General features: G+C 61.6%; 26 protein-coding genes. 8 read left to right on the top strand and 18 right to left on the bottom strand.

The window, feature by feature from the left end; all coding sequences use genetic code 11:
* Window positions 1-3: 3 nt before the first annotated feature.
* The 8 genes from ABQX22_RS08330 to ABQX22_RS08295 all read right to left on the bottom strand — a co-directional run bounded on the left by ABQX22_RS08330 (window position 4) and on the right by ABQX22_RS08295 (window position 8,263).
* A complete protein-coding gene (locus ABQX22_RS08330) occupies window positions 4-888 on the bottom strand; it encodes an ABC transporter permease (RefSeq protein WP_349798363.1) in 885 nt (294 codons plus the stop codon).
* Window positions 888-1,832 carry an ABC transporter permease gene (locus tag ABQX22_RS08325; RefSeq protein WP_349798361.1) on the bottom strand — a complete coding sequence of 315 codons (945 nt, stop codon included), beginning with the start codon at window positions 1,830-1,832 and terminating at the stop codon, window positions 888-890. Before ABQX22_RS08325 ends, ABQX22_RS08330 begins: the two co-directional genes overlap by 1 nt.
* A 43-nt stretch (window positions 1,833-1,875) precedes the next feature.
* On the bottom strand, window positions 1,876-3,375 hold the full coding sequence (locus ABQX22_RS08320) for an ABC transporter substrate-binding protein (RefSeq protein ID WP_349798360.1): 1,500 nt from the start codon (window positions 3,373-3,375) through the stop codon (window positions 1,876-1,878).
* A complete protein-coding gene (locus tag ABQX22_RS08315; protein ID WP_349798359.1) occupies window positions 3,372-4,493 on the bottom strand; it encodes an ABC transporter ATP-binding protein in 1,122 nt (373 codons plus the stop codon). Before ABQX22_RS08315 ends, ABQX22_RS08320 begins: the two co-directional genes overlap by 4 nt.
* A complete protein-coding gene (locus ABQX22_RS08310) occupies window positions 4,490-5,497 on the bottom strand; it encodes an ABC transporter ATP-binding protein (RefSeq protein WP_349798358.1) in 1,008 nt (335 codons plus the stop codon). Before ABQX22_RS08310 ends, ABQX22_RS08315 begins: the two co-directional genes overlap by 4 nt.
* The gene (locus ABQX22_RS08305) at window positions 5,494-6,234 is read right to left on the bottom strand and encodes a FadR/GntR family transcriptional regulator (protein WP_349798356.1); all 741 of its coding nucleotides are present in this window, start codon (window positions 6,232-6,234) and stop codon (window positions 5,494-5,496) included. The genes ABQX22_RS08310 and ABQX22_RS08305 overlap by 4 nt, the downstream gene beginning before the upstream one ends.
* A 484-nt stretch (window positions 6,235-6,718) precedes the next feature.
* A complete protein-coding gene (dkgB, locus tag ABQX22_RS08300; protein ID WP_349798354.1) occupies window positions 6,719-7,522 on the bottom strand; it encodes a 2,5-didehydrogluconate reductase DkgB in 804 nt (267 codons plus the stop codon).
* A 168-nt stretch (window positions 7,523-7,690) separates the two neighbouring features.
* The gene (locus tag ABQX22_RS08295; RefSeq protein WP_349798352.1) at window positions 7,691-8,263 is read right to left on the bottom strand and encodes a DUF1003 domain-containing protein; all 573 of its coding nucleotides are present in this window, start codon (window positions 8,261-8,263) and stop codon (window positions 7,691-7,693) included.
* Between the two features lie 145 nt (window positions 8,264-8,408).
* Here ABQX22_RS08295 and ABQX22_RS08290 point away from each other — a divergent pair, with 145 nt between their 5' ends.
* Window positions 8,409-9,938, top strand: coding sequence for a cryptochrome/photolyase family protein (locus ABQX22_RS08290; RefSeq protein ID WP_349798350.1), 1,530 nt, complete (start codon window positions 8,409-8,411; stop codon window positions 9,936-9,938).
* Between the two features lie 144 nt (window positions 9,939-10,082).
* On the opposite strand, the gene ABQX22_RS08285 is transcribed toward ABQX22_RS08290, so the two are convergent.
* From ABQX22_RS08285 to ABQX22_RS08275, 3 genes are all read right to left on the bottom strand, one after another.
* Window positions 10,083-10,289, bottom strand: coding sequence for a hypothetical protein (locus ABQX22_RS08285; protein WP_349798346.1), 207 nt, complete (start codon window positions 10,287-10,289; stop codon window positions 10,083-10,085).
* 123 nt (window positions 10,290-10,412) lie between these two features.
* Window positions 10,413-10,895, bottom strand: coding sequence for a GreA/GreB family elongation factor (locus ABQX22_RS08280; protein ID WP_349798344.1), 483 nt, complete (start codon window positions 10,893-10,895; stop codon window positions 10,413-10,415).
* 39 nt (window positions 10,896-10,934) lie between these two features.
* Window positions 10,935-11,336: a hypothetical protein gene (locus ABQX22_RS08275; protein WP_349798342.1), complete on the bottom strand. Its 402-nt coding sequence runs from the start codon at window positions 11,334-11,336 to the stop codon at window positions 10,935-10,937.
* Between the two features lie 130 nt (window positions 11,337-11,466).
* Between ABQX22_RS08275 and earP the strand changes: the two genes are divergently transcribed.
* A complete protein-coding gene (gene earP, locus ABQX22_RS08270) occupies window positions 11,467-12,600 on the top strand; it encodes an elongation factor P maturation arginine rhamnosyltransferase EarP (RefSeq protein WP_349798340.1) in 1,134 nt (377 codons plus the stop codon).
* 87 nt (window positions 12,601-12,687) lie between these two features.
* The gene (locus ABQX22_RS08265; RefSeq protein ID WP_349798338.1) at window positions 12,688-13,257 is read left to right on the top strand and encodes an elongation factor P; all 570 of its coding nucleotides are present in this window, start codon (window positions 12,688-12,690) and stop codon (window positions 13,255-13,257) included.
* 95 nt (window positions 13,258-13,352) lie between these two features.
* Here ABQX22_RS08265 and ABQX22_RS08260 read toward each other — a convergent pair whose 3' ends face one another.
* The 3 genes from ABQX22_RS08260 to ABQX22_RS08250 all read right to left on the bottom strand — a co-directional run bounded on the left by ABQX22_RS08260 (window position 13,353) and on the right by ABQX22_RS08250 (window position 15,530).
* On the bottom strand, window positions 13,353-14,372 hold the full coding sequence (locus ABQX22_RS08260; RefSeq protein ID WP_349798336.1) for an alpha/beta hydrolase: 1,020 nt from the start codon (window positions 14,370-14,372) through the stop codon (window positions 13,353-13,355).
* A gap of 30 nt (window positions 14,373-14,402) precedes the next feature.
* Window positions 14,403-14,822 (bottom strand): organic hydroperoxide resistance protein, encoded by a 420-nt coding sequence (locus tag ABQX22_RS08255; protein WP_349798334.1) that lies wholly within the window; start codon window positions 14,820-14,822, stop codon window positions 14,403-14,405.
* Between the two features lie 234 nt (window positions 14,823-15,056).
* Complete coding sequence (locus ABQX22_RS08250) at window positions 15,057-15,530, bottom strand: MarR family winged helix-turn-helix transcriptional regulator (protein ID WP_349798332.1); 474 nt, start codon at window positions 15,528-15,530, stop codon at window positions 15,057-15,059.
* A 225-nt stretch (window positions 15,531-15,755) separates the two neighbouring features.
* Here ABQX22_RS08250 and ABQX22_RS08245 point away from each other — a divergent pair, with 225 nt between their 5' ends.
* A complete protein-coding gene (locus ABQX22_RS08245) occupies window positions 15,756-16,502 on the top strand; it encodes a sulfite exporter TauE/SafE family protein (protein WP_349798330.1) in 747 nt (248 codons plus the stop codon).
* Window positions 16,503-16,505: 3 nt separating this feature from the next.
* On the opposite strand, the gene ABQX22_RS08240 is transcribed toward ABQX22_RS08245, so the two are convergent.
* On the bottom strand, window positions 16,506-17,360 hold the full coding sequence (locus tag ABQX22_RS08240; protein WP_349798328.1) for a LysR substrate-binding domain-containing protein: 855 nt from the start codon (window positions 17,358-17,360) through the stop codon (window positions 16,506-16,508).
* Between the two features lie 97 nt (window positions 17,361-17,457).
* On the opposite strand from ABQX22_RS08240, the gene ABQX22_RS08235 reads away from it, so the two are divergent.
* Together ABQX22_RS08235 and ABQX22_RS08230 are read left to right on the top strand one after the other, a co-directional pair.
* Window positions 17,458-17,691, top strand: a complete 234-nt coding sequence (locus ABQX22_RS08235; RefSeq protein ID WP_349798326.1) for a DUF1127 domain-containing protein — start codon at window positions 17,458-17,460, stop codon at window positions 17,689-17,691.
* A gap of 50 nt (window positions 17,692-17,741) precedes the next feature.
* Complete coding sequence (locus ABQX22_RS08230; protein WP_349798324.1) at window positions 17,742-18,989, top strand: winged helix-turn-helix domain-containing protein; 1,248 nt, start codon at window positions 17,742-17,744, stop codon at window positions 18,987-18,989.
* 105 nt (window positions 18,990-19,094) lie between these two features.
* Here the strand turns inward: ABQX22_RS08230 and ABQX22_RS08225 are convergent, their stop codons facing one another.
* Complete coding sequence (locus ABQX22_RS08225; RefSeq protein ID WP_349798323.1) at window positions 19,095-20,441, bottom strand: class II 3-deoxy-7-phosphoheptulonate synthase; 1,347 nt, start codon at window positions 20,439-20,441, stop codon at window positions 19,095-19,097.
* A 253-nt stretch (window positions 20,442-20,694) separates the two neighbouring features.
* Here ABQX22_RS08225 and ABQX22_RS08220 point away from each other — a divergent pair, with 253 nt between their 5' ends.
* Complete coding sequence (locus ABQX22_RS08220; RefSeq protein ID WP_349798321.1) at window positions 20,695-21,450, top strand: spermidine synthase; 756 nt, start codon at window positions 20,695-20,697, stop codon at window positions 21,448-21,450.
* Here ABQX22_RS08220 and ABQX22_RS08215 read toward each other — a convergent pair.
* Window positions 21,447-22,238 carry a crotonase/enoyl-CoA hydratase family protein gene (locus ABQX22_RS08215; RefSeq protein ID WP_349798320.1) on the bottom strand — a complete coding sequence of 264 codons (792 nt, stop codon included), beginning with the start codon at window positions 22,236-22,238 and terminating at the stop codon, window positions 21,447-21,449. The genes ABQX22_RS08220 and ABQX22_RS08215 overlap by 4 nt on opposite strands.
* Window positions 22,239-22,652: 414 nt before the next feature.
* On the opposite strand from ABQX22_RS08215, the gene ABQX22_RS08210 reads away from it, so the two are divergent.
* Window positions 22,653-24,341 carry a DEAD/DEAH box helicase gene (locus ABQX22_RS08210; RefSeq protein ID WP_349798318.1) on the top strand — a complete coding sequence of 563 codons (1,689 nt, stop codon included), beginning with the start codon at window positions 22,653-22,655 and terminating at the stop codon, window positions 24,339-24,341.
* Between the two features lie 177 nt (window positions 24,342-24,518).
* Here the strand turns inward: ABQX22_RS08210 and ABQX22_RS08205 are convergent, their stop codons facing one another.
* A complete protein-coding gene (locus tag ABQX22_RS08205; RefSeq protein ID WP_349798317.1) occupies window positions 24,519-25,286 on the bottom strand; it encodes a DODA-type extradiol aromatic ring-opening family dioxygenase in 768 nt (255 codons plus the stop codon).
* Window positions 25,287-25,311 lie beyond the last annotated feature (25 nt).

Raw genomic sequence — 25,311 nt, 5'->3', positions numbered from 1 at the left:
GGATCAGCTTTTCGGGTCCAGGGCGTCACGCAGCCCGTCGCCCAGCAGGTTGAAGCACAGGACCGTGATGTAGATCGCCACACCGGGCGCTATCGACATCCACGGCGCTTGTTCCATGAAGTTTTTTGCGGTGTTGAGCATCGAACCCCATGACGGCGAGGGCGGCTGCTGCCCCAGACCGAGGAACGACAGACTGGCTTCGGCGAGGATAGCCGAAGCGATGGTCAGCGTCGCTTGCACCACCAGGGGCGACATCACGTTGGGCAGCACGTAACGCAGGATGATCCAGCGATCCGGCAGGCCGATGGCGCGGGCGCCTTCCAGGTAGTCCTCGTGACGAATCGCCAGCACCTGGCCGCGGGTCAGTCGGGAAAAGATCGGCATGGCGGACAGGCCGATGGCAATCATCGCGTTGGTCAGGCTCGGGCCGAGGAACGCACCCAGCGCAATGGCCAGCACCAGAAACGGACAGGACAACAGCGCTTCCATGATCCGCGAGATCACCGCATCGAGCTTGCCGCCGAAGTAACCGGCAATCAGGCCCAATGGCACGCCGATGACCATGGCAATGGCCACCGACACCCCCCCGGCCAGCAATGAACTGCGTGCGCCCCACAACAAGCGGGAAAACAGGTCGCGGCCCAGTTCGTCGGTGCCCAGCCAGTACATCATCGACGGCGCTTTACGCACCGCGAGAAAGTTGGCCTTGAGCGGATCGTAGGGCGCAATCCACGGCGCAAGCAGCGCGGCGAGGATGAACACCAGCAACACCACCGACCCGATCACCGCGCCTTTGTTGGCGAGGAACTTGCGCACGAACGGCGAGCGCGTGCGCGGTTTCAGGGGCAGGTCTGCGGCGCTTGAAGCCAGGGGAGCAATCGCAGTCATCAGGCAGTCCTCAAGCGCGGGTTGATCATGCGGTAGAGCACGTCCGCCAGCAGGTTCAGCAGCAAAAAGCCGATGGCCACGCACAACACGACACCTTGCACCACCGCGTAATCGCGGTTGAACACGGCGTCGACAATCATCTTGCCGAAGCCCGGAATGCTGAAGACTTGTTCAGTCAGCACCGCGCCCCCCAGCAGTTCGCCGAACAGCAGCGTGGTCAGGGTGACGATGGGCATCAGCGCGTTACGCAGGGCGTGTTTGAGAATCACCGTGCGCGGGAACAGGCCTTTGGCCCGCGCAGTCCGCACGTAATCAGCACGCAGCACTTCGAGCATGGCGCTGCGGGTGTGGCGCATCAGCACGCCGGACAGTCCGGCGCCCAGCACGAAGGCCGGCAGGATCAGGGTTTTCAGGTTCTGCCCCACGTCTTCACCCAGCGGCACGAAGCCTGACGCCGGCAGCCATTGAAGTTTCACGGCGAAGATCATGATCAGCAGGATCCCCAGCCAGAAGTGCGGAATCGAGATGCCCGACAAGGCGAAGATATTGGCCCCGTAATCCACCGCCGTGCCTTTGCGCACCGCCGAGATCACCCCCGTCGGAATGCCGATCAAGAGCGAAATGATCAACGCCAGCACCGCCAGTTCAATGGTCACCGGCAGCTTGGACGCCAGCAGCGCGGTGACCGGTTGCTCGGTGCGCAAGGACGTACCGAAGTCGCCTTGCAGCACGTTGCCGACCCAATGGATGTACTGCAGCGGCACCGGATCATTCAGCCGGTATTTGTCGCGCAGGTATTCCATTACCGCCGGGTCGCGTTCCTCGCCGGCCATCGCCAGCACCGGGTCACCGGGCAGCAGTTTCTGCAGGGTGAACACAAACAGCGACACCAGAATCAGCGTCGGAATGGCGCTGAGCAGGCGTCTGAAAATGAACATCAGCATGCGCGATCCTCGAAGCTGAACGGGCGACCGGGAGACCGGGTGATCATTTAAAAGCAACATCCGTCAGGCGAATCAAACCATCCGGGCTCGGCACAAAACCGGTGAGGTTGCTGCGCATGGCGATGATCCGCGGATCGAAGTACAGGTAGCTGCCCGGCACATCCACGGCCAGCAGGCGCAGCGCCTCGGAGTACAGCGCCTGACGCTGGGCTTCGTCGTTGGTGGTGCGGGCCTTGTTCAGCAGTTCGTCCAGTTTCGGGTCGCAGAAGTGACCGTCGTTCTGGCCACCCTTGCAGGTCACGAACTGATGAATGTTGCCGTCCGGATCAGGACGACCGGACCAGGCCAGCATGCCGATCTGGAAGTTGCCGGACTGTTGTTCGCTGAGCAGCGTGGCGTATTCGGTGGCCACCAGATTGACTTTGAAACCCGCTTCTTCCGCCATGGCCTGAATGATCTGACCCACCTGCTGAGCAATCGGGTTGTTGGCGACTTTCAGCTCTACTTCCAGCGGCATCTTCACGCCGGCTTCGGTCAGCAGTTTTTTGCTTTTCTCTACATCGCGTGCCGGGATCGGCAGGCTCTTGTCGTAATACGGGCTGCTGGTGGGGAAGGGCTGGGCGCTTGGGGCGAACAGGCCTTCGAACACCACCTGGTTGATCGCGTCGCGGTCGATGGCCAGTTCAAAGGCCTGCCGCACGCGCTTGTCCTGACCCACCGGGGTTTTCGAGCGCTCACCGTTGTTGGTGTTGTACATCAGCTGCATGTAGCCCAGGCCCGGGGTGTTGAAGACCTGCAGTTTGCTGTCGGCCTTGGCAGTCTTCACGTCGGTGGGGGCTACACGTTCGATGATGTCCAGGTCACCCGAACGCAGGTTGGCCAGACGCACCGAGGTGTCGGGAATCGGCAGGAAAATCACTTTGTCGAAGTGGTACGCCTGCTTGTTCCAGTAGTTGTCGAAGCGCTCCAGCACGATGCGATCCTGCTGCACGCGCTGAACGAATTTGTACGGGCCGGAGCAGATCGGCTTGGAGCCGACTTCAGTGGCCGAGGCTTTGGGCGCGAGCATCATGCCGGCGCGGTCGGACAGCTGGGAAATCAGCGTGGCGTCCGGCTGCTTGACCTTGATCGCGACAGTTTTCGCATCGATGACGTCCACGCTCTCCACTGACGACAGCTCGCTCTTGCGCAGCGAGTCCGGCAGGGTGCGGGCGCGGTCGAGGTTGAACTTCACGGCGGCAGCGTCGAACACTTCGCCATCGTGGAACGTCACGCCTTCACGCAGGGTCATGGTCAGCGTCTTGCCGTCCTCGCTCCAGTTCCAGGCGGTGGCCAGTTGCGGCACGTATTTGAGCTGCGGGTTGATGTCCACCAGCTTGTCACACAGCGCGGTGTAGACCAGACGGCCCGAGTAGGTGCGCGAGCGATGCGGGTCGAGCACGTCCGGGTCATCCTGAATGCCGATGCGCAGCGTGGATTCGGCAAAAGCAGCGTTCGCAGCGAGGAGCAACAGCGTTCCCGTCATCAGTTTGGCGAATTTCATGGCTGACTCTCCAGAGATAGGGCTTGATGGCTTTTAAACAGATTCAGGCGTTGGCTATAGGCCGCGCTGGGCGTGGGCACCATCAGCGAGCCGGCGCCGGCGTTGGCGATCTCGCGCCAGTAATGGCAGGCGACCTGACGCTCGGCTTCGACGGTTTCAAACACCGGCTTCACGTCGCGACACAGCGGCTTGGCGTGGGGGCAGCGGGTGTGAAAGCGGCAGCCGGACGGCGGCTTGCTGGGGCTGGGCATGTCGCCGCCGAGCACCGGACGCGGGTGACGCAGATCGGGGTGGCTGACCGGCACAGCGGCCATCAGCGCCTGGGTATAAGGGTGGAACGGCGTCTCGAACAGCGCATTGACCGGCGCCAGTTCAACGATCTCGCCCAGGTACATTACGGCCACGCGGTCGCTCATGTGGCGGATGACCGCCAGGCCGTGGGCCACAATCACCAGGGTCAGACCAAACTGATGCTTGAGGTCTTCCAGCAGATTGACCACCTGGGCCTGCACCGACACGTCCAGCGCCGAGACCGGCTCGTCGCCCAGGATCAGCTTCGGTTCGGACGCCAGGGCGCGGGCGATGCCGATGCGTTGCCGCTGGCCGCCGGAAAACTCGTGGGGATAGCGGCTGCCGTGTTCCGGGGCCAGGCCCACGGTGCGCAGCAGTTCAGCGACTTTGTCCTGACGGGCGCTGCGGCTGTCGTCCAGGTGCAGCCAGATGGGCTCGCCGACGATGGCTTCGACGCTCATGCGCGGGTTGAGCGAGGCGAACGGGTCCTGAAAGATGATCTGCAGGTCACGCCGCGCCTGACGCAACTTCTCCGGCGCCAGGTTGGCCAGGTTGCGGCCTTCGTAAATCACGTCGCCGGCAGTGGGTTTGAGCAGGTTCAGCAGCACCCGGCCCAGGGTCGACTTGCCCGAACCGGACTCGCCCACCAGCGCCAGGGTTTCGCCCCTGCGCACGGCCAGCGACACTTCGTTGACCGCTTGCACCGGTGGCTTCTTGCGTTGAAACAGACCCGCTTCGCTGCTGAAATGCTTGCTGACGGCGATGCTTTCCAGAATCGTCGTCTGCGTGTCAGGCAACGGGTTGATGCCAGGTTCGGGCAGGCTCATGCGCTGACTCCCAGGTGCTGTTCCAGTGGAACGCGGATGCAGGCGGCAAAGTGGCCGGGCGACACTTCCACCAACGGTGGACGGGCCTCGCGGCACGCGGCGATGACGAACGGGCAGCGACCGGCAAAGCGGCAGCCGCCGGGCATTTCAGCCGGTGTCGGGACCCGGCCGTTGATGGTCGCCAGCCGACCCTCGCGCGGGCCAATGGACGGCATCGAGCCCATCAGGCCGATGGTGTAGGGGTGCTGCGGATCGTCGAACAGGGTCTTGACCGAGCCGCTTTCCACCACTTGCCCGGCGTACATCACCATCACCTCGTCGGCCACCTCGGCGACCACACCCAGGTCGTGGGTGATCAGGATCATCGAGGTGCCGGTCTCGGCCTGCAGGTTGCCGATCAACGACAGGATCTGCGCCTGGATGGTCACGTCCAGCGCCGTGGTGGGCTCGTCGGCGATGATCAGCGCCGGGTCGTTGGCCAGCGCCATGGCGATCATCGCCCGCTGGCGCATGCCACCCGACAGTTCATGGGGGTAGGCATCCAGACGCTGGGCAGCATCCGGTACGCGGACCTTTTCCAGCATCTGCAGCGCGCGCTGGCGGGCGTCCTTGCTGGACAGGCCTTGATGGCGGATCACGCTTTCGGCGATCTGGTCACCGATGGTGAACACCGGATTGAGCGAGGTCATCGGCTCCTGGAAAATCATCGCCATGCGGTTGCCGCGCACGTCCAGCAAACGGTCGTCGGACATGCCCAGCAAGGTTTCGTCCAGCAGGCTCGACGCGCTGGCGCTCACGTTCGCGGTGTCGGGCAGCAAGCCCATCAGCGCCATGGACGTCACGCTTTTGCCACAGCCGGACTCGCCGACAATGGCCAGCGTCTGCCCCGGCTGCACCTTGAACGACACGGCGTCCACGACGTTGGCCGGGGCGCCCTTGAAGCGCACGGTCAGGTCCGTGACGCTCAGGACCGGGTGTTGGGTGTCGGGATGCTGCTGGCTCATAAGCTCGCCTCAAGATCCTGATGAATAACGTTGTCCAGCGCCTGTTGCAACGCGCGCAGATGGCCGCGCATCGCGCTCGCGGCCTTGACCGGGTCGCGGCTTTCGATGGCAACGACGATATCGTCGTGGTCGTGGCTGTAGGTGCTCAGCCGGTCGGTGTTGCGCGCCCGTTGTCGCAAGTCGCGCCAGACCGGATCGAGCCGGATGGCGTCGAGCATTTCGAAGATGTCCAGCATCAAGCGATTGCCCGCAGCTTCCGCGATGCCGCGATGCAGCGCGCTGTCCCACAGCTCAATGCCTTCGGGGTCGAGTTCATCGGCGGTCTGCTGGCGCGTGGTGCGCTCGGCGAGGCGCCGCAGAATCGCCATTTGCTCGCCGCTGGCCCGTACCGCTGCAAGCGAAGCCAGCGCCGGTTCCAGATGCAGCCGCGCTTCCATGACCTCGCTGAAATTGGTCCGGCTCGACAGCTTGGCAAAACTCATGGACGCGCTAGGCGGGGTTGGGCCGACAAAGGTGCCTTTGCCCTGACGTCGCCAGATCTGGCCTTCGGCTTCCAGCACCGCCAGCGCACGACGGATCGCCCGTCGGCTGACGCCAAAATCCACCGCCAGATCGCGCTCGGTGGGCAATGGCCGCTGGGGGAACGCCGCCTGCTGCGCCACCATCTGCCGCAAGGCATCCAGGGCCAGCTTTGACGCGTTGTCGTGAGCCAGGTCAGTCTCGAACCTTTCCATCATGGTTTCTCGTGACAAGCTGAAAGAGTGTGCAGACACAGAAGCAAACCCCTGAGCCGCAATACAGGAAGGGCTGCAATAGCGATGCCAATCTCAATTGGTTCAGTATGTTTCGGCTGGGTGGGCAGGGCGTTTCACCGCTAGCGGCGAGGTCCGAGCCAATCGCGCAATGGTTCGGAAGGCTGGTTCAGCAGGGGAGGTGATTGGTTCGTGCTGGGGTGAACCAATTTTATGCAGGTATCAGCAAAGTGCCTGATTTTGGTTCGATTGCGTTGTTATGGGGCAGATACCGGTCTTGATCTTGATTCTGGCCGGAGGCCGTGGGAGCTCGGCTTGCCAGCGATCTGCCGGGAACCGGCAGTCAACATGACAACGCGATAACCGCCAGCTGCTGTGTGAACAGTTGTGCTGCCGCTACGCGGCAGATCGCCGGCAAGCCAGGCTCGCACGCCCTCCGGGCAGAATCAGATATCAGCGCTGTCCGACATCAATCCCACTCAGGCTTGAGGTGCTCCGGGCTGGCCAGGCGGTGGCCGCGATCCAGGGTGGCGATCCGGGCCATGTCTTCATCGGTCAATTTCAGCTGGGTGGCCTTCAAGTTGCTTTCCAGGTTGGCGCGCTTGGTCGACGACGGAATGACCGCGTAACCCAGTTGCAGCGCCCAGGCCAGCGTCACTTGCGCGGTGGTCGCGTTGTGGGCTTTTGCGATCTGTTCGATGACCGGATCTTTCAGCACTTCGCCGTAGGCCAGGGTCATGTACGACGTAATCTGAATGCCGTTCTGCTGTGCGAATTCCACCACCTTGCGGTTCTGCAGGTAGGGGTGCACTTCGATCTGGTTGGTGGCGATGTTCTCGGCACCGACGGCGGCGATGGCTTCTTTCATCAATGCGATGGTGAAGTTGGAAATACCGATCTGTTTGGTCAGGCCTTGCTGCTTGGCTTCGAGCAGCGCGCCCATGAACTCGGCAACCGGAACGGCACCTTTGGGCGACGGCCAGTGAATCAGCGTCAGGTCCACAGCGTCGGTCTGCAGTTTCGACAGGCTCTCCTTGAGGCTGGGGATCAGCTTGTCGGCGGCGAAATTGTCGGTCCAGATCTTGGTGGTGATGAACAAATCCTTGCGTGGCACGCCGCTGTCAGCAATAGCTTCGCCCACTTCGGCTTCGTTGCCGTAGATTTGCGCGGTGTCGATGACGCGGTAACCGAGGTCCAGGGCATTGCTCACCGAATCGATGACCACTTGGTCTTTCAAACGGAAGGTGCCGAGGCCGAATACGGGGACAGTCATTGAATGCTCCATCAGGGGTATGTGAGCAATCAGAGGCCCAGTATCTCGGTTCGTTCGGTTCAGGCGCCACAACCCTGTAGGCGCGAACTTGTTCGCGAAGCCGTGCGTTTCAGATGCCAAGGTGAATGATTCGCCAACAAGTTGGCTCCTACAGAGGCTGGCGCCACATTAAACACTCGGTGACGGGCGATTTTCCTTCTTCACAAAATGCTGATGCATGTCGGCCGTCAGCGTTTCGATTCGCTCGCTCAGCTCCTTGGTCAGTTGCGTCAGTTTGGTGTTCTGCTCAAGCAGTTCGAGCATCTGCGCGGTGTTGTGGGCGGCGCGGGTCAGGCGCTCTTCGTTGGCCACCGCAAGCGCTTCGCGGTGCTGGGCGTCAGCATCGGCGTTGGCTTTGTCCCGGGCGGCCTGACGGGTCTGCGCCAGCAGGATCAGCGGTGCGGCGTAGGCCGATTGCAGGCTGAACGCCAGGTTCAGCAGGATGAACGGGTAGACGTCAAACTTCACCAGCCCGGTCATGTTGGCCACGACCCACAGCACCACCAGTGCGGTTTGTGCGCCCAGAAAAGTAGGCGTGCCGAAGAACCGCGCGAACGCTTCGGCCTTGAGCGCGAAGGCGTCGTTGCCGAAGGTCGGCATCAGGTGCTCATGACCCTTGTGAAAACGCAGGTGATCGACCGTTGGCGTCGGTTTGGACGATGCAGGTGCGGGGGCTGAAGCGTCAGGTGCTGCGGTGGTCATGGCGGTTTCCTGTTACCCGAATGTGCCCTCACTATAGGCGCGCCGAATGCGCCGTTGTATCCACTTGTTGCGCCATCGCCTGAACCGCTGCTGAACGCTGCGCGTTTACGTGGGCTCTAAGGGTTTTCCCTGCCGTGATGATCCCATGACGACCCTGCGCCTGATCCTCGGGGATCAACTCAATCCGTGCCACAGCTGGTTCGAGCAATCACGGACCGATGTGGTGTACGTGCTGATGGAAATCCGTCAGGAAACCGATTACGTGCTGCACCACGCGCAGAAGATCATCGCGATCTTCGCCGGGATGCGCGACCTGGCGCGACAGTTGAAGGAGCAGGGCCACCGGGTGCGCTACCTGCACATCGATGACGCGCACAATCGCCAGTCGCTGCCGGACAATCTGGACGGGTTGATCGAGCACTATCAGGCCACCTGTTTCGAATACCAGGCCCCCGACGAATACCGGTTGGACCAGCAATTGGCCGGCTACTGCGCGCAGCAGACCGTCGACTGCCGGATGGTCGACAGCGAGCACTTCTACAGCGCCCGGGATGAAGCAGCGCGGCAATTCAGCGGACGCGCCCAGTGGCTGATGGAAAACTTCTACCGAACGATGCGCACCCGCCACGGTGTGCTGATGGACGCGAATAAGCGGCCGTCAGGCGGGCAGTGGAATTACGATCACGACAACCGCAAGCGCTGGCCCGGCACGCCGTTCGAGCCCGAAGACCTGCGCCCGCGCCACGATCATTCGGCGCTGTGGCGCACGATTGTTGCGGCCGGTGTCGGCAGTTTCGGCGAACCGCAGGCGGAGCGCTTCGCCTGGCCGTTGAACCGCGACGAAGCGCTTGAGCAACTCAAGGATTTCATCGAACTGGCGTTGCCGCATTTTGGCGATTATCAGGACGCCATGAGCACCCAGGCGTGGCGGTTGTTCCATTCGCAGCTGTCGTTTGCGATGAACACCAAGATGCTCAACCCACGGGAGGTGATAGACAGCGCCGAAGCGGCCTACCGCGCGAGTGCGGCGCCACTGGCGGCAGTGGAGGGCTTCATCCGGCAGATTCTCGGCTGGCGCGAATACGTGCGCGGCGTTTACTGGGCGCAGATGCCCGGCTACGACCTGCTCAACGCCTTCGGCCATGAGGCGCCGTTGCCGTCGTATTTCTGGGACGGCAAAACCCGCATGCGCTGCATGGCCCACGCGCTGGGCAGTTCCCTGGAACACGCCCACGCGCATCACATTCAGCGGCTCATGGTAATCGGTAATTTTGCGCTGTTGGCCGGGCTCGACCCGGCGCAGGTGCACCAGTGGTACCTGGGGGTGTACATCGATGCATTCGAATGGGTGGAGCTGCCGAACACGCTGGGCATGAGCCAGTTCGCCGATGGCGGAGTGCTGGCGACCAAGCCTTATGTGTCGAGCGCGGCGTACATCGACCGGATGAGTGACTACTGCAAGGGCTGTCATTACGACAAGAAGCTGCGGATCGGCGAGCGGGCCTGCCCTTATAACGCGCTGTACTGGGACTTTTTCCAGCGCAACAAGGTGAAGCTGGAAGGCAACCACCGGCTGGGCATGGTGTATCGCACGCTGGCCAGGATGGGGGAGGTCGACGTTATCGCGTTGCAGACGCAGGCCGCCACGTGGCGTGGGGATCTGGATGCGCTGTGAGCGCCATATTTTGTAGGAGCGCGCTTGCCCGCGAAAAATTCTTCAGGGCGATAGACGTGCGTTGGGTGTCAGGACGCAATCGCGGGCAAGCGCGCTCCTACAAAGCCGGCATTCGGCTCGGGAAGTAGTAACGTCAATTCGACCTCAATCCACCGGCTCCGGATACAGCGGTTTGGTCTGCTGCATGATGGTGGCGTAGTCGAACACATACTGGCGCCCTGCATGGCTGGTCAGGCGCAGTCTGTCGATCAATAGTCGCTCTTTCTTGTTCAGGTATCTCAACCCTTTGTGGTCACTGGACTTGAGGCGATCACGTTCATGGGCGTCAGGGAAAGTGATGACGTTCGTCATGAAATATCTCCTTTTAATGGGTCCTGTCTCCCGGCTCCATCTTCCGGGTTCACCGTTTGTGTTGCGACGGCCCACCTTACCCACAAAAACTCTGGCGCTTCAACCCTGCAACGGATCAACGGGTCAAAGGATTTGTACGATATTGAACGACTGCCGGGTGCCATTGACGCTGATGTCCAGTTCATCACCTGCGAGCTTGCCCAGCAGGTTCTGGCCCAAAGGGGCCTTGGCGGTGATCACCGTGATCAGGGTCTCTTGGTGACGGACTTTCAGCCCGGCGGCGTCCGGTCCGAGAAACAGCTGCTGAGGCTGCCCGTGGTCCGATTCCAGGGTAATCAGGTCGCCCGCGCGAATGCCGCGCTGCTCATCGTGGGGTTCCAGCACCAGGGCCTGGAAACGCTGCAGCGACTGGCGAATTTCTTCCACCCGGCGTGCCTGACCGGCCGCCAGATAAGACGCCTCCAGGCCCAGCGTGTCGTACTTGTTCTCCGCGATGTTCTCTTCGTGGGTCGCGGTTTCATACGCGGTTTGCGCAGCCCGGGTGGCGACGTCGAGGTCGACTTTCAGCGTGTCGATGATCTGTTGCAAAACCTGTTGCTTGGTCATGGGCATGGATTCTTGCTGTGCGCGCTGGTGTGCATGGGCTCAGCCGCAGAATTGATAAACACTGGCGCGGCTCTTCTCGCTGGGCGCGGTCCGGTCCTGCTGCATCCAGAACTGGCATTTTGGGCCGTTGAACGACTTCTGACGTTCGGCCTGTTCAGCGTCCTGGGCCTGGCGCTGTTCGCTGTCGCGCAGGATCTGCTTGTACTGATCGAACATCGGGGCGTCGGGTGGCGCCGGCGCCTTGGGCGCAGTGGGCGCGGTCAGTTGAGTCGCGGCGTTTTCCAGCGCCCGGGTCTGCTCGGCAGGCAGCAGTTTGAACAGCAACAGCCCGGTCAGGGCAATCGCCATACATCCGAGCCAGATGCCCAGGGCAATGCTGAGCACCAGTTTCAGCGGATGGACCGTGACCGACAGTTCGCGGCGGCGTATCGAGGTAGGCATGACAGACTCCGGACTTGGCATGTGGCTGGATGGACGCGTGATGCGCACGATTGTCGCACGTCCGGGGGCTGGTGATCGTGCGCGGTTATGACGGACAATCCGCACTTTTGAACATCCACAAGGAGCCGGGATGAAAGCCTCTTGGGATATTTTCTGCACCGTTGTGGATAACTTTGGCGACGTCGGCGTGACCTACCGATTGGCGCGCCAACTGGTGGCCGAGCACGGCTTCGAGGTGCGGCTGTGGATCGACGACTTGTCGGCGTTCGCCCGCTTGCGCCCCGGCGCCGACCCTGCGGCCGATCAGCAAGACCTGGACGGCGTGCGTATTTGCCATTGGCCCAGGGAGTGGCGGCCGGTGGAACTGCCGGATGTGGTTATTGAAGCCTTTGCCTGTCGCCTGCCGGCCGCTTACATCGACACGATGCTCGCCAGCGCCAAACGGCCGCTGTGGTTCAACCTCGAGTACTTGAGCGCGGAGGACTGGGTGGCGGGCTGCCACGGTTTGCCCTCGGTTCAGTCTTCGGGCCTGCGCAAATACTTTTTCTTCCCGGGCTTCACCGGCAAGACTGGCGGGCTGTTGCGTGAAGCGCGGCTGCTGGAGCGGCGGCAGGCGTTTCAGACCGATCCCGTGACGCAGCAGGCGTTTCTGCAACAACTGGGCATCGTCCCTGAAACCGGTGCGCGACTGATGTCGCTGTTTGCCTATGAGCACGCGGGCCTGGGCACCTGGCTGGACGCGCTGGCGTTCGATGAGCACAAAACCCATCTGCTGGTGCCCGAAGGACGGGTGTTGGGTGATGTCCAGCGCTGGCTGGGTGTCGATGAACTCAAGGCCGGCGAACTGAATCAGCGTAACGCCCTGACGATTCAGGTGTTGCCGTTCGTGCGCCAGGAGGATTACGACCAGCTACTGTGGTGCTGTAAGTTCAATGTGGTGCGCGGCGAGGATTCGTTCATTCGTGCGCTCTGGGCTGGCAGCCCGCTGATATGGCACATCTATGAGCAGGACGATGACGCGCACTGGGCCAAGCTCGACGCGTTTCTGACGCTGTACCGCGTGGGGCTGTCCGAGCCTGCGGGGCATGCGCTGGCTCAGGTCTGGCACCAGTGGAATGCGGGGCAGGGCATGGGCCAAAGCTGGAAAACGCTGGCGGAACACTGGCCAGAACTGACTGCCCACGCCGAGCGCTGGTGTCTGGAACAGGCATTGCAGGACGATCTGACGACTGCGCTAGTAAGCTTTTATCGAAATTCGCTATGATACGCGGCCTTGTATTAAGCCCTGTACGAAAAGTGGCTTTTCGTACAGGGCTTAGAAAGAACCTTCATCCAAATTCGGATACTCGTAATGAAAACTGGTAAAGAACTCAAACCCGGTACTGTGATCAAGCTGGAAAACGATCCTTGGCTGGTTCAGAAAGCTGAATTCACCAAGTCGGGCCGTAACAGCGCGATCATGAAGACCAAGCTGAAGAACCTGCTGACCGGCTACAAGACCGAAATCGTCTACAGCGCCGACGACAAGCTGGAAGACGTGATCCTCGACCGCAAAGAAGCGACCCTGTCCTTCATCAGCGGCGACACTTACACGTTCATGGACACCACTGACTACACCATGTACGAGCTGAACGCCGAAGACATCGAAGCCGTTCTGCCTTTCGTTGAAGAAGGCATGACCGACGTCTGCGAAGCGATCTTCTTCGAAGACCGTCTGGTTTCCGTAGAACTGCCGACCACCATCGTGCGCGTCGTCGACTACACCGAAGGTTCCGCTCGCGGTGACACCTCCGGCAAAGTGATGAAGCCTGCCAAGCTGAGCAACGGTACCGAACTGCAAGTGGCTGACTTCGTTGAAATCGGCGACCGCATCGAAATCGACACCCGTGACGGCGGTTCCTACAAAGGCCGTGCTAAATAAGCACCCTGTTGTAACGCTGGAACGCAAAAAGCCCCGGCTCGCGAGAGTCGGGGCTTTTTCTTGTCTGCGTTCTGGCGTTGCCGCCACTGCATCTCTTACTTCAGATGAACCTTCAATTCCTGGGAGGCCTGCAACATTGCAGAGCGCACTTCCGGGACCTGGCTGATCACGTTCAACAAACCGTAGTCATGGATCATCCCGTTGTAGCGCACAGCAGTCACCGGCACACCGGCCTGATCCAGCTTGCGGGCGTAGGCTTCGCCTTCGTCACGCAGCACGTCGGAACCGGCAGTCTGCACTAGCGCGGGTGGCAGGCCTTTCAACTGATCAAGGGTCGCGCGAAGAGGCGAAGCATAAATCTCCTCGCGCTGCTTGGGATCAGTGGTGTAGTTGTCCCAGAACCACTTCATCATGTTGCGGGTGAGGAAGTGGCCCTCGGCGAACTGGTTGTAGGAACCGGTATCGAAGTTGGCGTCGGTCACCGGCCACAACAGCACCTGATACCTGATCGCTGGCGTTCCTTTGTCCTTGGCCATCAGGCTCACGACGGCAGCCATGTTGCCGCCGACACTGTTACCTGCGACTGCCAGGCGTTTGCCGTCGACATTGATCTCCTTGCCATGCTCAGCCACCCATTTGGTTGCTGCGTAAGCCTGGTTGATCGCTGTCGGGTAATGCGCTTCAGGCGAAGGCGTGTAGTTGACGAACACCGCCACCGCACCGGAGCCCTCTACCAGATCGCGCACCAGACGCTCGTGGGTCGGGTAGTCCCCAAGGACCCAGCCACCGCCGTGGAAGAACATGAACACTGGCAAGACCCCTTTGACCCCGGCTGGCCGGACGATGGTCAGGCTGATCGGCTGGCCATCGGCAGTGATGGTCTTCTGGCTGACATCGGCCTTGGGCAGCGTCAGTTTCACTCCGGACTGTGCGCCGGTCAGCACCGCGCGGGCATCCTTGGGTGACAACTGCTCGATCGGCTTGCCGGTGCCGGCATTGAGCGCATCGAGGAACGCCTGCGTGTTGTGTTCAACGCCCGTATCAGTGGCGGCGAACGCGTTGCCGATGGACAGCGCGAGAAGCGAGCCAGTCAGAATCTTGCCAAATGTGTTCATGTTCTACTCCTTCGTGGTCGGGGCGGGCGGTTAGACGGTGACGTGCAGACGCACGTCGACGTTGCCGCGAGTGGCGTTGGAGTACGGGCAGACCTGGTGAGCGGCGTCGACCAGCGCTTGGGCATCAGCCTGTTCCAGACCTGGCAGATTGATGTTCAGGTCGATGTCCAGACCGAAGCCGCCAGGGATCTGGCCGATGCCGACATGCGCGGTGATCGAGGTGTCCGCCGGCAGGCTGCGCTTGCTTTGACCCGCAACGAATTTCAGTGCACCGATAAAGCAGGCCGAGTAGCCGGAAGCGAACAGTTGCTCAGGGTTGGTGCCGTCGCCGCCCGCGCCGCCCAGTTCTTTCGGCGTGCTCAGTTTGACGTCGAGGGCGTTGTCGCTGGAAACAGCACGGCCATCACGGCCACCGGTAGCGGTAGCGACTGCGGTATAGAGAACTTGCATGGTGAATTCCTCGTAGGCGGGTTTAGGATGGGCAGTTGCAATTAGTGCTAAATGTTTGCGCGCTAAGCAATTGCAGCGAATGTAGTCCGCTATTAGCTTGTGCGCAAGCTAATTTTGGACTTTTGGGTGTGGCACGCCCTGTAGGTACTGGCGAAGGCTGCGATTACGGAGGGTCAGATAACCCGGAATCGCAGCGTTACACTGCTCGGCAGCGCCTACAGAAGCTGTGCGAAATTAAAGACTGGCCTGAAGGTGATCGCGAAACTCGATCAAATCCTGCTGCATGCGCTGCATTTTCTCGGCGGTAGACCCGCTGGTCACCAGGATGCATTCGGGAATGCTCTCGGCCAATTGCCGCAGCCCCTTGCCTTTTTCAGTCAGGAAAAGCTGCACCACGCGCTCGTCTGCCTTGCTGCGCACGCGGTCGAGGATACCGTCAGCTTCGAGTCGCTTGAGCAGGGGCGTCAGCGAACCCGGATCGGTCAGCAGGCGCGTGCTGATTTCTCCCACAGTAATGCCATCCCGTTCCCACAACACCATCAGCGCCAGATACTGGGGATACGTCACGTTCAGGGCCTGAAGCAGGGGTTTGTAGACTTTGGTCAGCATCAGGGAGGTGGAATACAGCGCAAAACACAGCTGGTTATCGAGCAGTAAAGCCTCGCAAACACCCTCAGCTGGGGCAGTGGAGCTCTCGTCAGCCTTCATTGGCAGCTCTCCATAACAAGATTTAATCCCTAATTTAGTACCGTGATGTTTATTGCACCAGATAAATTCCACATTCGCGCTGAATGGTGATGTTCCGTTCCCCGCCAGTTGATGACATTTGCTGAAGAAACGTCCTGCGTGACGTGAGGATCGAGCCACTTTCGGATTTCCATCGCCGCAACGACTGGTTAGCATGCGCGCAGCATTTTTACGAAGGAGTCGGGTGTGATCGAGCTGGTGATGTACCTGTTGCTGGGCGCTGCGGTCGGCACGCTGGGTGGTCTGTTCGGGATCGGTGGCGGGCTGGTGGCCATCCCTGCACTGGGCGTGTTGTTTGGGCTGGACCAGCAGGAGGCGCAAGGCACGGCATTGCTCATGGTCCTGCCCAACGTGTTGCTGGCGCTGTGGCGCTACAACCAGCGCAACCGGATTTCGGTGCGCAACGCGATGATGTTGATCGTGCCCAGCTTCATCATGTCCTGGCTCACGTCGCTGTGGGCCGTGCGACTGGACCCGCAAACCATGCGCATCGGGTTTGTCGGGTTTCTGGTGGTGTTGACGCTGTTCAATCTGATCCAGATGTACTGGCGCAAGGGCCAGTCCGCACCGCACTTGCGCCACGGCCAATGGCTGTGGGTGTTGGGCCTGGGCTCCGGTGTCACGGCGGGGCTGTTTGGCGTGGGTGGCGGGGTGATCGCCACGCCGATCCTGACCGCCGTGTTCGGCGCCACGCAGGTGGCGGCACAAGGTCTGGCGCTGGCGCTCGCCGCGCCGAGTACCACCATCACCCTGGCCACCTACTCGCTGCACGGCCATGTGAATTGGGCCATGGGCCTGCCGATGGCCATCGGCGGGATGGCCAGTATCAGTTGGGGCGTGGGGCTGGCGCACAGCCTCCCGGAGCGCACGCTGCGCTGGATGTTCTGTGTGTTTCTGGTGCTCTGCGCGATCATGCTGCTGTTTCGTCTTTGACCGTCACAGCTTGAAACCCTCGGCAATGTGCTCGGCCAAACATTCAGTGATAGGCGACGGGTCGTTGGGGTTGCGCAACAGGACGATGCTCGCCGAGGGCAGCGTCGGCAGGTTTTCCTGTTCGCCGAGAATTCGCAGGTCCGGCGTGATCAGACTCTGCAACTGCGCGGTGACCGCCAGCCCGGCGCTGACCACCGCCATGATCGCCGACAGGCTCGCGCTGGTGTAGGCGATCCGGTAGTCACGCTCCATGGCGTCCAGCGCATTCACCGCCCATGAGCGACAGAAGCAATCGGTGTTGAACATGGCCAGCGGCAGCGGCGTCTGCTCGTGCGGGCAAAACCCGACCGCTTCGGCCCACACGAACCGTTCCTGACGCAGGATCTGGCCGATTTCCTTGCCCGGCTCGCGGGTGACGATGCTCAAGTCCAGGTCCTGACGCTGCAGCAGTTGGCTGGAGGATTCGCAGTGCACTTCCACCTGCACCAGCGGATACGCCTGGGCGAAGCGCGACAGAATGCCCGGCAAAAACCGCATCACGTAATCATCCGGCGTCCCGATCTTCACCGTGCCCACCATGTGCGGCTCGCGCAGGGTGTTGAAGACTTCGCTGTGCAACTTGAGGATGCGCCGGGCATAGCCCAGCAGCACCTGGCCCTCGGCGGTCAGGTTCAGCGTGCGGCCGTCCTTCTGGAAAAGCGGGCGCTGCACCACGTCGTCTTCCAGCCGTTTCATTTGCATGCTGACTGCCGACTGCGTGCGGTTGACCACTTCGCCGGCGCGGGTGAAACCGCCCTGATCGGCGATGGCGACGAAGGTACGCAGCAGTTCGCTGTCGATACTCGGGTAGGTGGCCATACATCAATCTCCCAGATGCAGTGCATCATAAACATTCGTTGGATTGATCTTAGTTGCAGCGCGAGAATCTCGCCATCCCCACTTGGAGGGCAACAAGATGAAAAGTCAAAAAGGTTATGTGCTGGTACTGAAAACCCTGTCGCGCGACTCGGTTGTCCACCGGTCGTTGACATCGCTCACGGCGCAGCTCTCGCGCTGGTATCACCTCTACCAGGAGCGTCGGCTGCTGGCGAAGCTGAGCGATGATGCCCTGAAGGACATTGGTTTGAGCCGTGCCGATATCCAGCAGGAATCCGAGCGTCCATTCTGGGACGATCCGATGAAACACTGACAGGCGTGGCGCTGATCAGGTAGGTTTGCACATCGATCAGGAGAACCTGAATGACGGTGCAACCGGCAGTTCAGCAAGCGCTTTCCCTCAAACAGGCACGTCGCGTGGCGCTCGCCGCCCAGGGATTCAACGGGCGGCAGCCGCCGGCGACCATCAAGGCCAACCATGTCGTGCAATTGATCGAGCGCCTGGGCGTGCTGCAGATCGATTCGGTCAACGCAGTGGTGCGCTCGCATTACCTTCCGCTGTTTTCCCGCCTCGGCAACTACTCCCGCACGCTCCTGGATCAGGCGGCGTGGAGTCAGGGCCGGCACCGCAAACTGTTTGAATACTGGGGCCACGAAGCCTCGTTGCTGCCGGTCGCGTTGTACCCGCTGATGCGCTGGCGCATGCAACGGGCGTCGCAAGGCCAGGGGATTTATCAAGGCATGGCCAAGTTCGGCCGCGAGCACCCGACAGTGATTGCGCAGGTGTTGCAGACGGTTCGCGAGCGCGGCGCACTGGGTGCCGGCAGCCTCAGCACCCGTCAGGAGCGCGCCGGACCCTGGTGGGACTGGAGCGCAGAAAAGCAAGCGCTGGAGTGGTTGTTCGCGGCAGGCGAAGTGACCGTGGCCGGGCGGCGCGGCTTCGAGCGTCTGTACGATTTGCCCGAGCGGGTATTGCCGCCTGCGGTGCTCGATCATCCGGACATCACGGGGGCGGAGGCGCAACGCGGTCTGCTGTTGCACGCGGTCAAGGCGCTGGGCGTCGGCACCGAAAAGGACATCCGCGATTACTTCCGCCAGGACCCTGCGCCCGCCAAAGCCGGCCTCGCCGAATTACTGGAATCCGGCGCCATCGAGCAGGTGAGCGTGCAAAGCTGGAAGCAGCCAGCGTACGTGCTGCCGGGGCTCAAAATCCCGCGCAAGGTCGAGGCCAGCGCCTTGCTGTCGCCGTTCGATTCCTTGATCTGGGAACGCGCGCGCACCGAACGGCTGTTCGATTTCCGTTACCGCCTCGAGATCTACACGCCACAGGACCGGCGCATCTACGGCTATTACGTGTTGCCGTTCCTGTATAACGAGCACATCGCCGCCCGGATCGATCTGCGGGCCGAACGCGCGGCCGGGCGCCTGGCGGTGCACGCGGTACACGAAGAAGACAAGGGGCTGGACGAGGAGGGCATGCAGGCCCTGGCGCGAAACCTTCGGCAACTGGCTGACTGGCTGGGCTTGCCGGAGGTGCAGATCAATTGCCAGCGGACCAGTGCGGCGCGGTTGCGGGTGGCGTTTTTGAGTAGTGCAATGCAAGCCCTGTAGGAGCGCGCTTGCCCGCGATGGCAATGTGTCAGGTTCATCTTTGTCGACTGACCTGACGCTATCGCGGGCAAGCGCGCTCCTACAGAAGAGGGAGGTGTTCGGTGATTACCGCCGCACATCCTTCAACGTCTCGGCAATCAGAAAAGCCAGTTCCAGCGACTGGTCAGCGTTCATCCGTGGATCACAATGGGTGTGGTACCGGTCCGACAGGCCATCTTCGGTAATCGGACGCGCACCGCCGATGCATTCGGTGACGTTCTGGCCGGTCATCTCGATGTGAATCCCGCCGGCGTAAGTGCCTTCGGCCTGATGCACCTGGAAGAACTGCTTCACTTCGCCGAGGATCTGCGCGAAGTCCCGGGTTTTGTAACCGCTGCTGGCCTTGATCGTGTTGCCGTGCATCGGGTCGGAGCTCCACAGCACCTTCTTGCCCTCGCGCTCCACGGCACGAATCAGCCCCGGCAAATGATCGGCGACCTTGTTGGCGCCCATCCGCGCGATCAGGTTGAGACGGCCGGGGTCGTTGTCGGGATTGAGGATGTCGATCAGCCGAATCAGGTCGTCGGTGTTCATGCTCGGCCCGACTTTCACCCCGATCGGGTTCTTCACGCCGCGCAGGAATTCAACGTGGGCACCGTCGAGCTGACGGGTGCGGTCGCCAATCCACAGCATGTGCGCAGAGCAGTCGTAGAAATCCTGGGTCAGGCTGTCGCGCCGCACGAAGGCTTCTTCGTAGTTCAGCAACAGCGCTTCGTGGGCCGTGAAAAAGCTAGTCTCGCGCAGCTGCGGCGAGCTGTCCATGCCGCAAGCCCGCATGAAGGCCAGGGTTTCGTCGATGCGGTCCGCCAGTTGGCTGTATTTATCCGACAGCGCCGAACCGGCGATGAAGTCCAGGTTCCACTGGTGCACTTGATGCAGGTCAGCGAACCCGCCCTGGGCGAACGCCCGCAGCAGATTCAGCGTTGCGGTGGACTGGTGATAGGCCTGCAACAGGCGATCTGGGTCCGGCACGCGGCTTTTTTCGTCGAAACCAATGCCGTTGACGATATCGCCACGGTACGCAGGGAAGGTCACGCCATCGATGGTTTCATCGTTGGAGGAGCGCGGCTTGGCGAACTGGCCGGCCATGCGCCCGACCTTCACCACCGGGCAGCCCGCCGCAAACGTCATGACAATGGCCATCTGCAGCAGCACTTTGAAGGTGTCGCGGATTTTTGCGGCCGAGAACTCAAAGAAGCTTTCGGCGCAGTCGCCACCCTGGAGCAGGAACGCGCGGCCCTCGGTGACCTCGGCAAACTGTCGGCGCAACTCGCGCGCTTCACCGGCAAACACCAGCGGCGGGTAGCTCGCCAGGGTCTGTTCAACCCGCAACACGTGTGCCGCATCGGGGTATTGAGGTTGCTGCTGGATAGGCAAGGCCCGCCAGCTGTCGGGGCTCCAGGGTTGGCTCATCATGAACTCGAAGTCAGTGCGATCGGACGCTCATGTTAGCAGGCCGGATTCGGTGAACGCTAAATTGTAGGAGCGCGCTTGCCCGCGATGGCGTTGTGTCTGTTTCACAATGATTGACCGGCCGGACGCTATCGCGGGCAAGCGCGCTCCTACAGGCTTTTTCTCTGCACGCGCTTGCCTGAGGCGGCGGCACCGAGGACAATTCGCGCCTTCGCGCTCGGGATCGAGTGCTCGCCAGGCGATAGGAGCTGTAATGACTGAGGAGCGCGTAGAGCGCGTGCTGGCTGAAGTGCATGATGACTTCGGCATGATTCGCGTGCTTGAGGTGGACGAGTACCGTTTCCTCGAATTCGGTGATGCCATCGAGCAGAGCTGCACGTTCACGGCCGATCCCGCCTGGCTGGAATACGATTACACCCGCGCCATGCTGATCGGCGCGTTGTGTCACGAAGCGCCGGACAGCGCGCTGTTCCTGGGGCTGGGCGCCGGGACCCTGACCCAGGCGTGCATGAAGTTTCTGCCGCTGGAAGACGTCGAAGCCATCGAACTGCGCCCGGACGTTCCGCGTCTGGCCATGGAATACATGGGGCTGGCAGACGATCCGCGGTTGTACATTCGGGTCGGCGATGCCCTCGAGTTGCTGGCCAGCGCCGAATCCGCCGACCTTATCTTCGTCGACCTGTACACCGACACCGGCCCGGGCGTCGGGCACCTGGCGTGGAATTTCCTCGAAAACTGCCAGCAACGGCTCAACCCCGGCGGCTGGCTGGTGATCAATCAGTGGGCTTCCGATGACGGCAAGCCGCTGGGTGCTGCGTTATTGCGTGGGCTTTACCACCGGCATTACTGGGAGTTGCCGGTCAAGGAAGGCAACGTGATCCTCATTGTGCCGGCTGACCTTGAGCAAACCCTGGACTTTGATGCTCTCACCGCGCGTGCTGAACACCTCGCGCCGCAGCTGGGCTATTCGCTGTCGTCGCTGATCAAGGTCCTGCGCCCGGCCAGCTAGTGGCCGGTGAAGTGCGGGGGACGGTGCTCCAGCAGTGCGGTGAGGCCCTCGCTGGCGTCCTTGCTGCCGATCACCTGTTTGACCAGCGCCGGTAATGCCAGCGCGGCCGCCGCTTCGCCTTCCAGCACAGCCTGCCGCGACGAGGCCAGCGTGGCCCTGATCCCCAGCGGCGCGCGGTCGGCGATGTGTTGCGCCAGGCGCAGTGCCGAGGGCAGCAGGTCTTCGCTGGCCATCACCTCCTGCACCAGACCCATGCGGCAGGCTTCGTGGGCATCGAACTCATCACCGGTCAGCAGCCAGCGCATGGCGTTGCCCCAGCCCGCGATCTGATGCAGGCGCAGCGTCGCGCCGCCGAACGCGAACACTCCTCGCTGCACTTCCAGGTGCGAAAAGCGCGTATTGCTGGCGCAGAGATTGATGTCCGAGGCCAGCATCAATTCGATGCCCAGGGTCAGGCAGTAGCCTTGTGCGGCGGCAATCACCGGCTTGCTGACCCTCGGTCCTACGCCTAAACCCCATGGATCGTACCCGCCCTGCGGCACTTTCCAGCCTTCGCTCAGTGCCGGACCCGCTTCAGCGAGGTCCAGGCCAGCGGTGAAATGCTCGCCATGGGCAAACAGCACCGCGACCCGCGCCTGGTCATCGCGTTCGAATTCGCCGTAGGCCAGGCTCAACTGGTTGAGCATCTCCATGTTGAATGCATTGCGCTTGGCGACGCGATCAAGCCCGATAAGCATAATCGCGCCATGCCGCTCACGGCTGACGTTGCCGCTGATAGGGGAGGTCATGTCTGAAATTCCTGCGCGCTATGGATCTGGAAAGGGGCTGACTGGCTCGATAGGTGAAACGATTAAGCTGGAACACCCGTGATACCGGCCTTTAGAAAAGTAGACACTGTCCGAAGTTTGCGCAAAGCCTGTGACAGTTGGACGCAGCACCCGATTTGCCCCGAAAAAAACCCTCACATTTTTGCGCAATTCCGGTATAGTGCGCGCCGGCCTTTAAGAGGGCCCTCGCCACGGTATTGGTCTCCGAAGCCATCTTCGGACCCTCGTTCGCTTGCGAACTATCCTTGACGATCCATTCATCAATACGTTTTCGCAAATCCCCGCCGACAAAGCAGCCAGGGTGACTCTAGGGTCTTACACGGCACGCGCAGCTTTGGAACATGGGTCTTTGCGGATGCACTCAGAGGCAGACCCATGACCCAGGAAACCGGCGGCTTCGCCGCTCTTGAACTTCACCCGAACATTGTTGCAGCCGTTATCGCTACCGGCTACGAAGAGCCATCGGCTATTCAGCAGCAATCGATCCCTATCATTCTTGCCGGTCACGACATGATTGGCCAGGCGCAGACCGGTACCGGTAAAACCGCTGCCTTCGCGCTGCCGATCCTGCACCGCATCGATCCGACCAAGCGCGAGCCGCAAGCGCTGATCCTCGCGCCGACTCGCGAGCTGGCCCTGCAAGTGGCCACCGCGTTCGAAACCTACGCCAAGCAAATGCCGGGCGTCACCGTTGTGGCTGTCTACGGCGGTGCGCCGATGGGCCCACAGCTGAAAGCGATCCGTAACGGCGCGCAAATCGTCGTCGCTACCCCGGGTCGTCTGTGCGACCACCTGCGTCGCGACGAAAAAGTCCTGGCGACCGTGAACCACCTGGTGCTCGACGAAGCGGACGAAATGCTCAAGCTCGGCTTCATGGACGACCTCGAAGTCATCTTCAAGGCCATGCCTGAAACCCGTCAGACCGTTCTGTTCTCGGCCACCTTGCCGCAGTCGATCCGTGCGATCGCCGAGCGTCACCTGCGTGACCCGAAGCACGTCAAGATCCAGAGCAAGACCCAGACCGTTACCGCGATCGAACAGGCTCACCTGCTGGTTCACGCTGACCAGAAGACCTCGGCCGTATTGAGCCTGCTGGAAGTCGAAGACTTCGACGCACTGATCATGTTCGTGCGCACCAAGCAAGCGACCCTGGACCTGGCCAGCGCTCTTGAAGCCAAAGGCTACAAGGCTGCCGCGCTGAACGGCGACATCGCCCAGAACCAGCGTGAACGCGTCATCGACTCCCTCAAGGATGGCCGTCTGGACATCGTTGTAGCGACCGATGTGGCTGCTCGTGGTCTCGACGTTCCGCGTATCACCCACGTGTTCAACGTGGACATGCCTTACGACCCGGAAGCCTACGTTCACCGTATCGGTCGTACCGGCCGTGCAGGTCGCGAAGGTCGCGCACTGTTGCTGGTAACGCCGCGCGAGCGTCGCATGCTGCAAGTGATCGAGCGCATGACCGGTCAGAAAATCGCTGAAGTCCGCCTTCCGGATGGCCAGGCCGTTCTCGATGCACGCATCAAGAAACTGACCAACAGCCTGTCGCCGCTGGTTGCTGATGCCGAATCGACTCACGGTGAGTTGCTGGATCGCCTGACTGCAGACATCGGTTGCAGCCCGCGCGCTCTGGCCGCTGCGCTGCTGCGCAAGGCTACCAACGGTCAGGCACTGACCCTCGCGGCCATCGAGAAAGAACGTCCACTGGTGCCGAACAGCGCTCCACGTGAGCGTTCGGACCGTTCCGGTTCCGATCGTCCCTCGGGCGACCGTCCGGACCGTGGTGATCGTGAGCGTCGCGCTCCAGTGCCATTGGCTGAAGGCCGTGCTCGCTGCCGCACCGCGCTGGGCGCACGTGATGGTATCGCTGCCAAAAACCTGTTGGGTGCAATCCTCAACGAAGGTGGCCTGGCTCGCGAAGCAATCGGTCGCATCCAGGTGCGTGACAGCTTCAGCCTCGTCGAGCTGCCGGAAGATGGCCTCGAGCGTCTGCTGGCCAAGCTGAAAGACACCCGCGTTGCCGGTAAGCAGTTGAAGCTGCGTCGCTATCGCGAAGACTGATCTGCCTTGAGCTGATCGTCTGAAATAAAAAATCCCCGACTGGTTCGGGGATTTTTTTGTCTGCGCGGACTGTAGGAGCGCGCTTGCCCGCGATGGCTTCACTGCATCAGACACATTGGTATCGTCTGATCTGTTTTTCGCGGGCAAGCGCGCTCCTACAAAAGGGGCGCTCAGGCATCACCCAAACCGATAGATATCCATCCCCAGCGCACCCATCGTGAACCCTTGATGCGCAATGCCGAACTCGCCCCCCGAGCCACGGGCGAAATACAGCGGCAATAGATGCTCGTCACTCGGATGGTTACGCGCAGCTTTGGGCGCCTGGCGTCGGTAGTCATGCAGCGCCTCTTCGTCATTGGCTGACAGCTTTTCGATCATCCAGTCCCGGAACGCTTTCGCCCAAGGTTCGACGCTTTCAGGGCCGGCGTGCCAGTCCAGCTCGCGCAGGTTATGGGTGATGCTGCCGGAGCCAATCACCAGGACCTGTTCTTCACGCAACCGGGCGAGTGCCTTGCCCACCCGGGTTTGAAATGCAGGCCCCAGGCGCGAGGGCAGGGAAACCTGAACCACCGGAATGTCCGCCTGCGGGTACATCAACGAAAGCGGCACCCACACGCCGTGATCCAGCGGGCGGGTTGTCTCTATCCGGGCGGGAAGTCCGCTCGCAGCCAGCAACTCCACCACGTGGCCGCTGAGGTCCGGCAAGCCCTTGGCGGGGTACTGCACGGCGAACAGCGCAGGCGGGAAGCCACCGAAGTCGTGCCATGTCTCGGGTGCCGGGTTGCCGTTCACCAGCAGCTCATCGCTTTCCCAGTGCGCCGACATGATCACGATCGCCCGGGGGCGGGGCAGCTCGGCCGCCAGACGTTCCAGGGCAGGGCCGCTGGCGCCGGGTTCCAGCGCGAGCATGGGCGAGCCGTGTGAGATGAAAAGGCTGGGGAACATGTCGGCCATCCTGATAGGTAAGATG

It is taken from the genome of Xanthomonas sp. WHRI 1810A (genome assembly GCF_040202885.1).
Classification (GTDB): Bacteria; Pseudomonadota; Gammaproteobacteria; order Pseudomonadales; family Pseudomonadaceae; genus Aquipseudomonas.
This window is presented reverse-complemented; position numbering and strand designations above follow the sequence as displayed.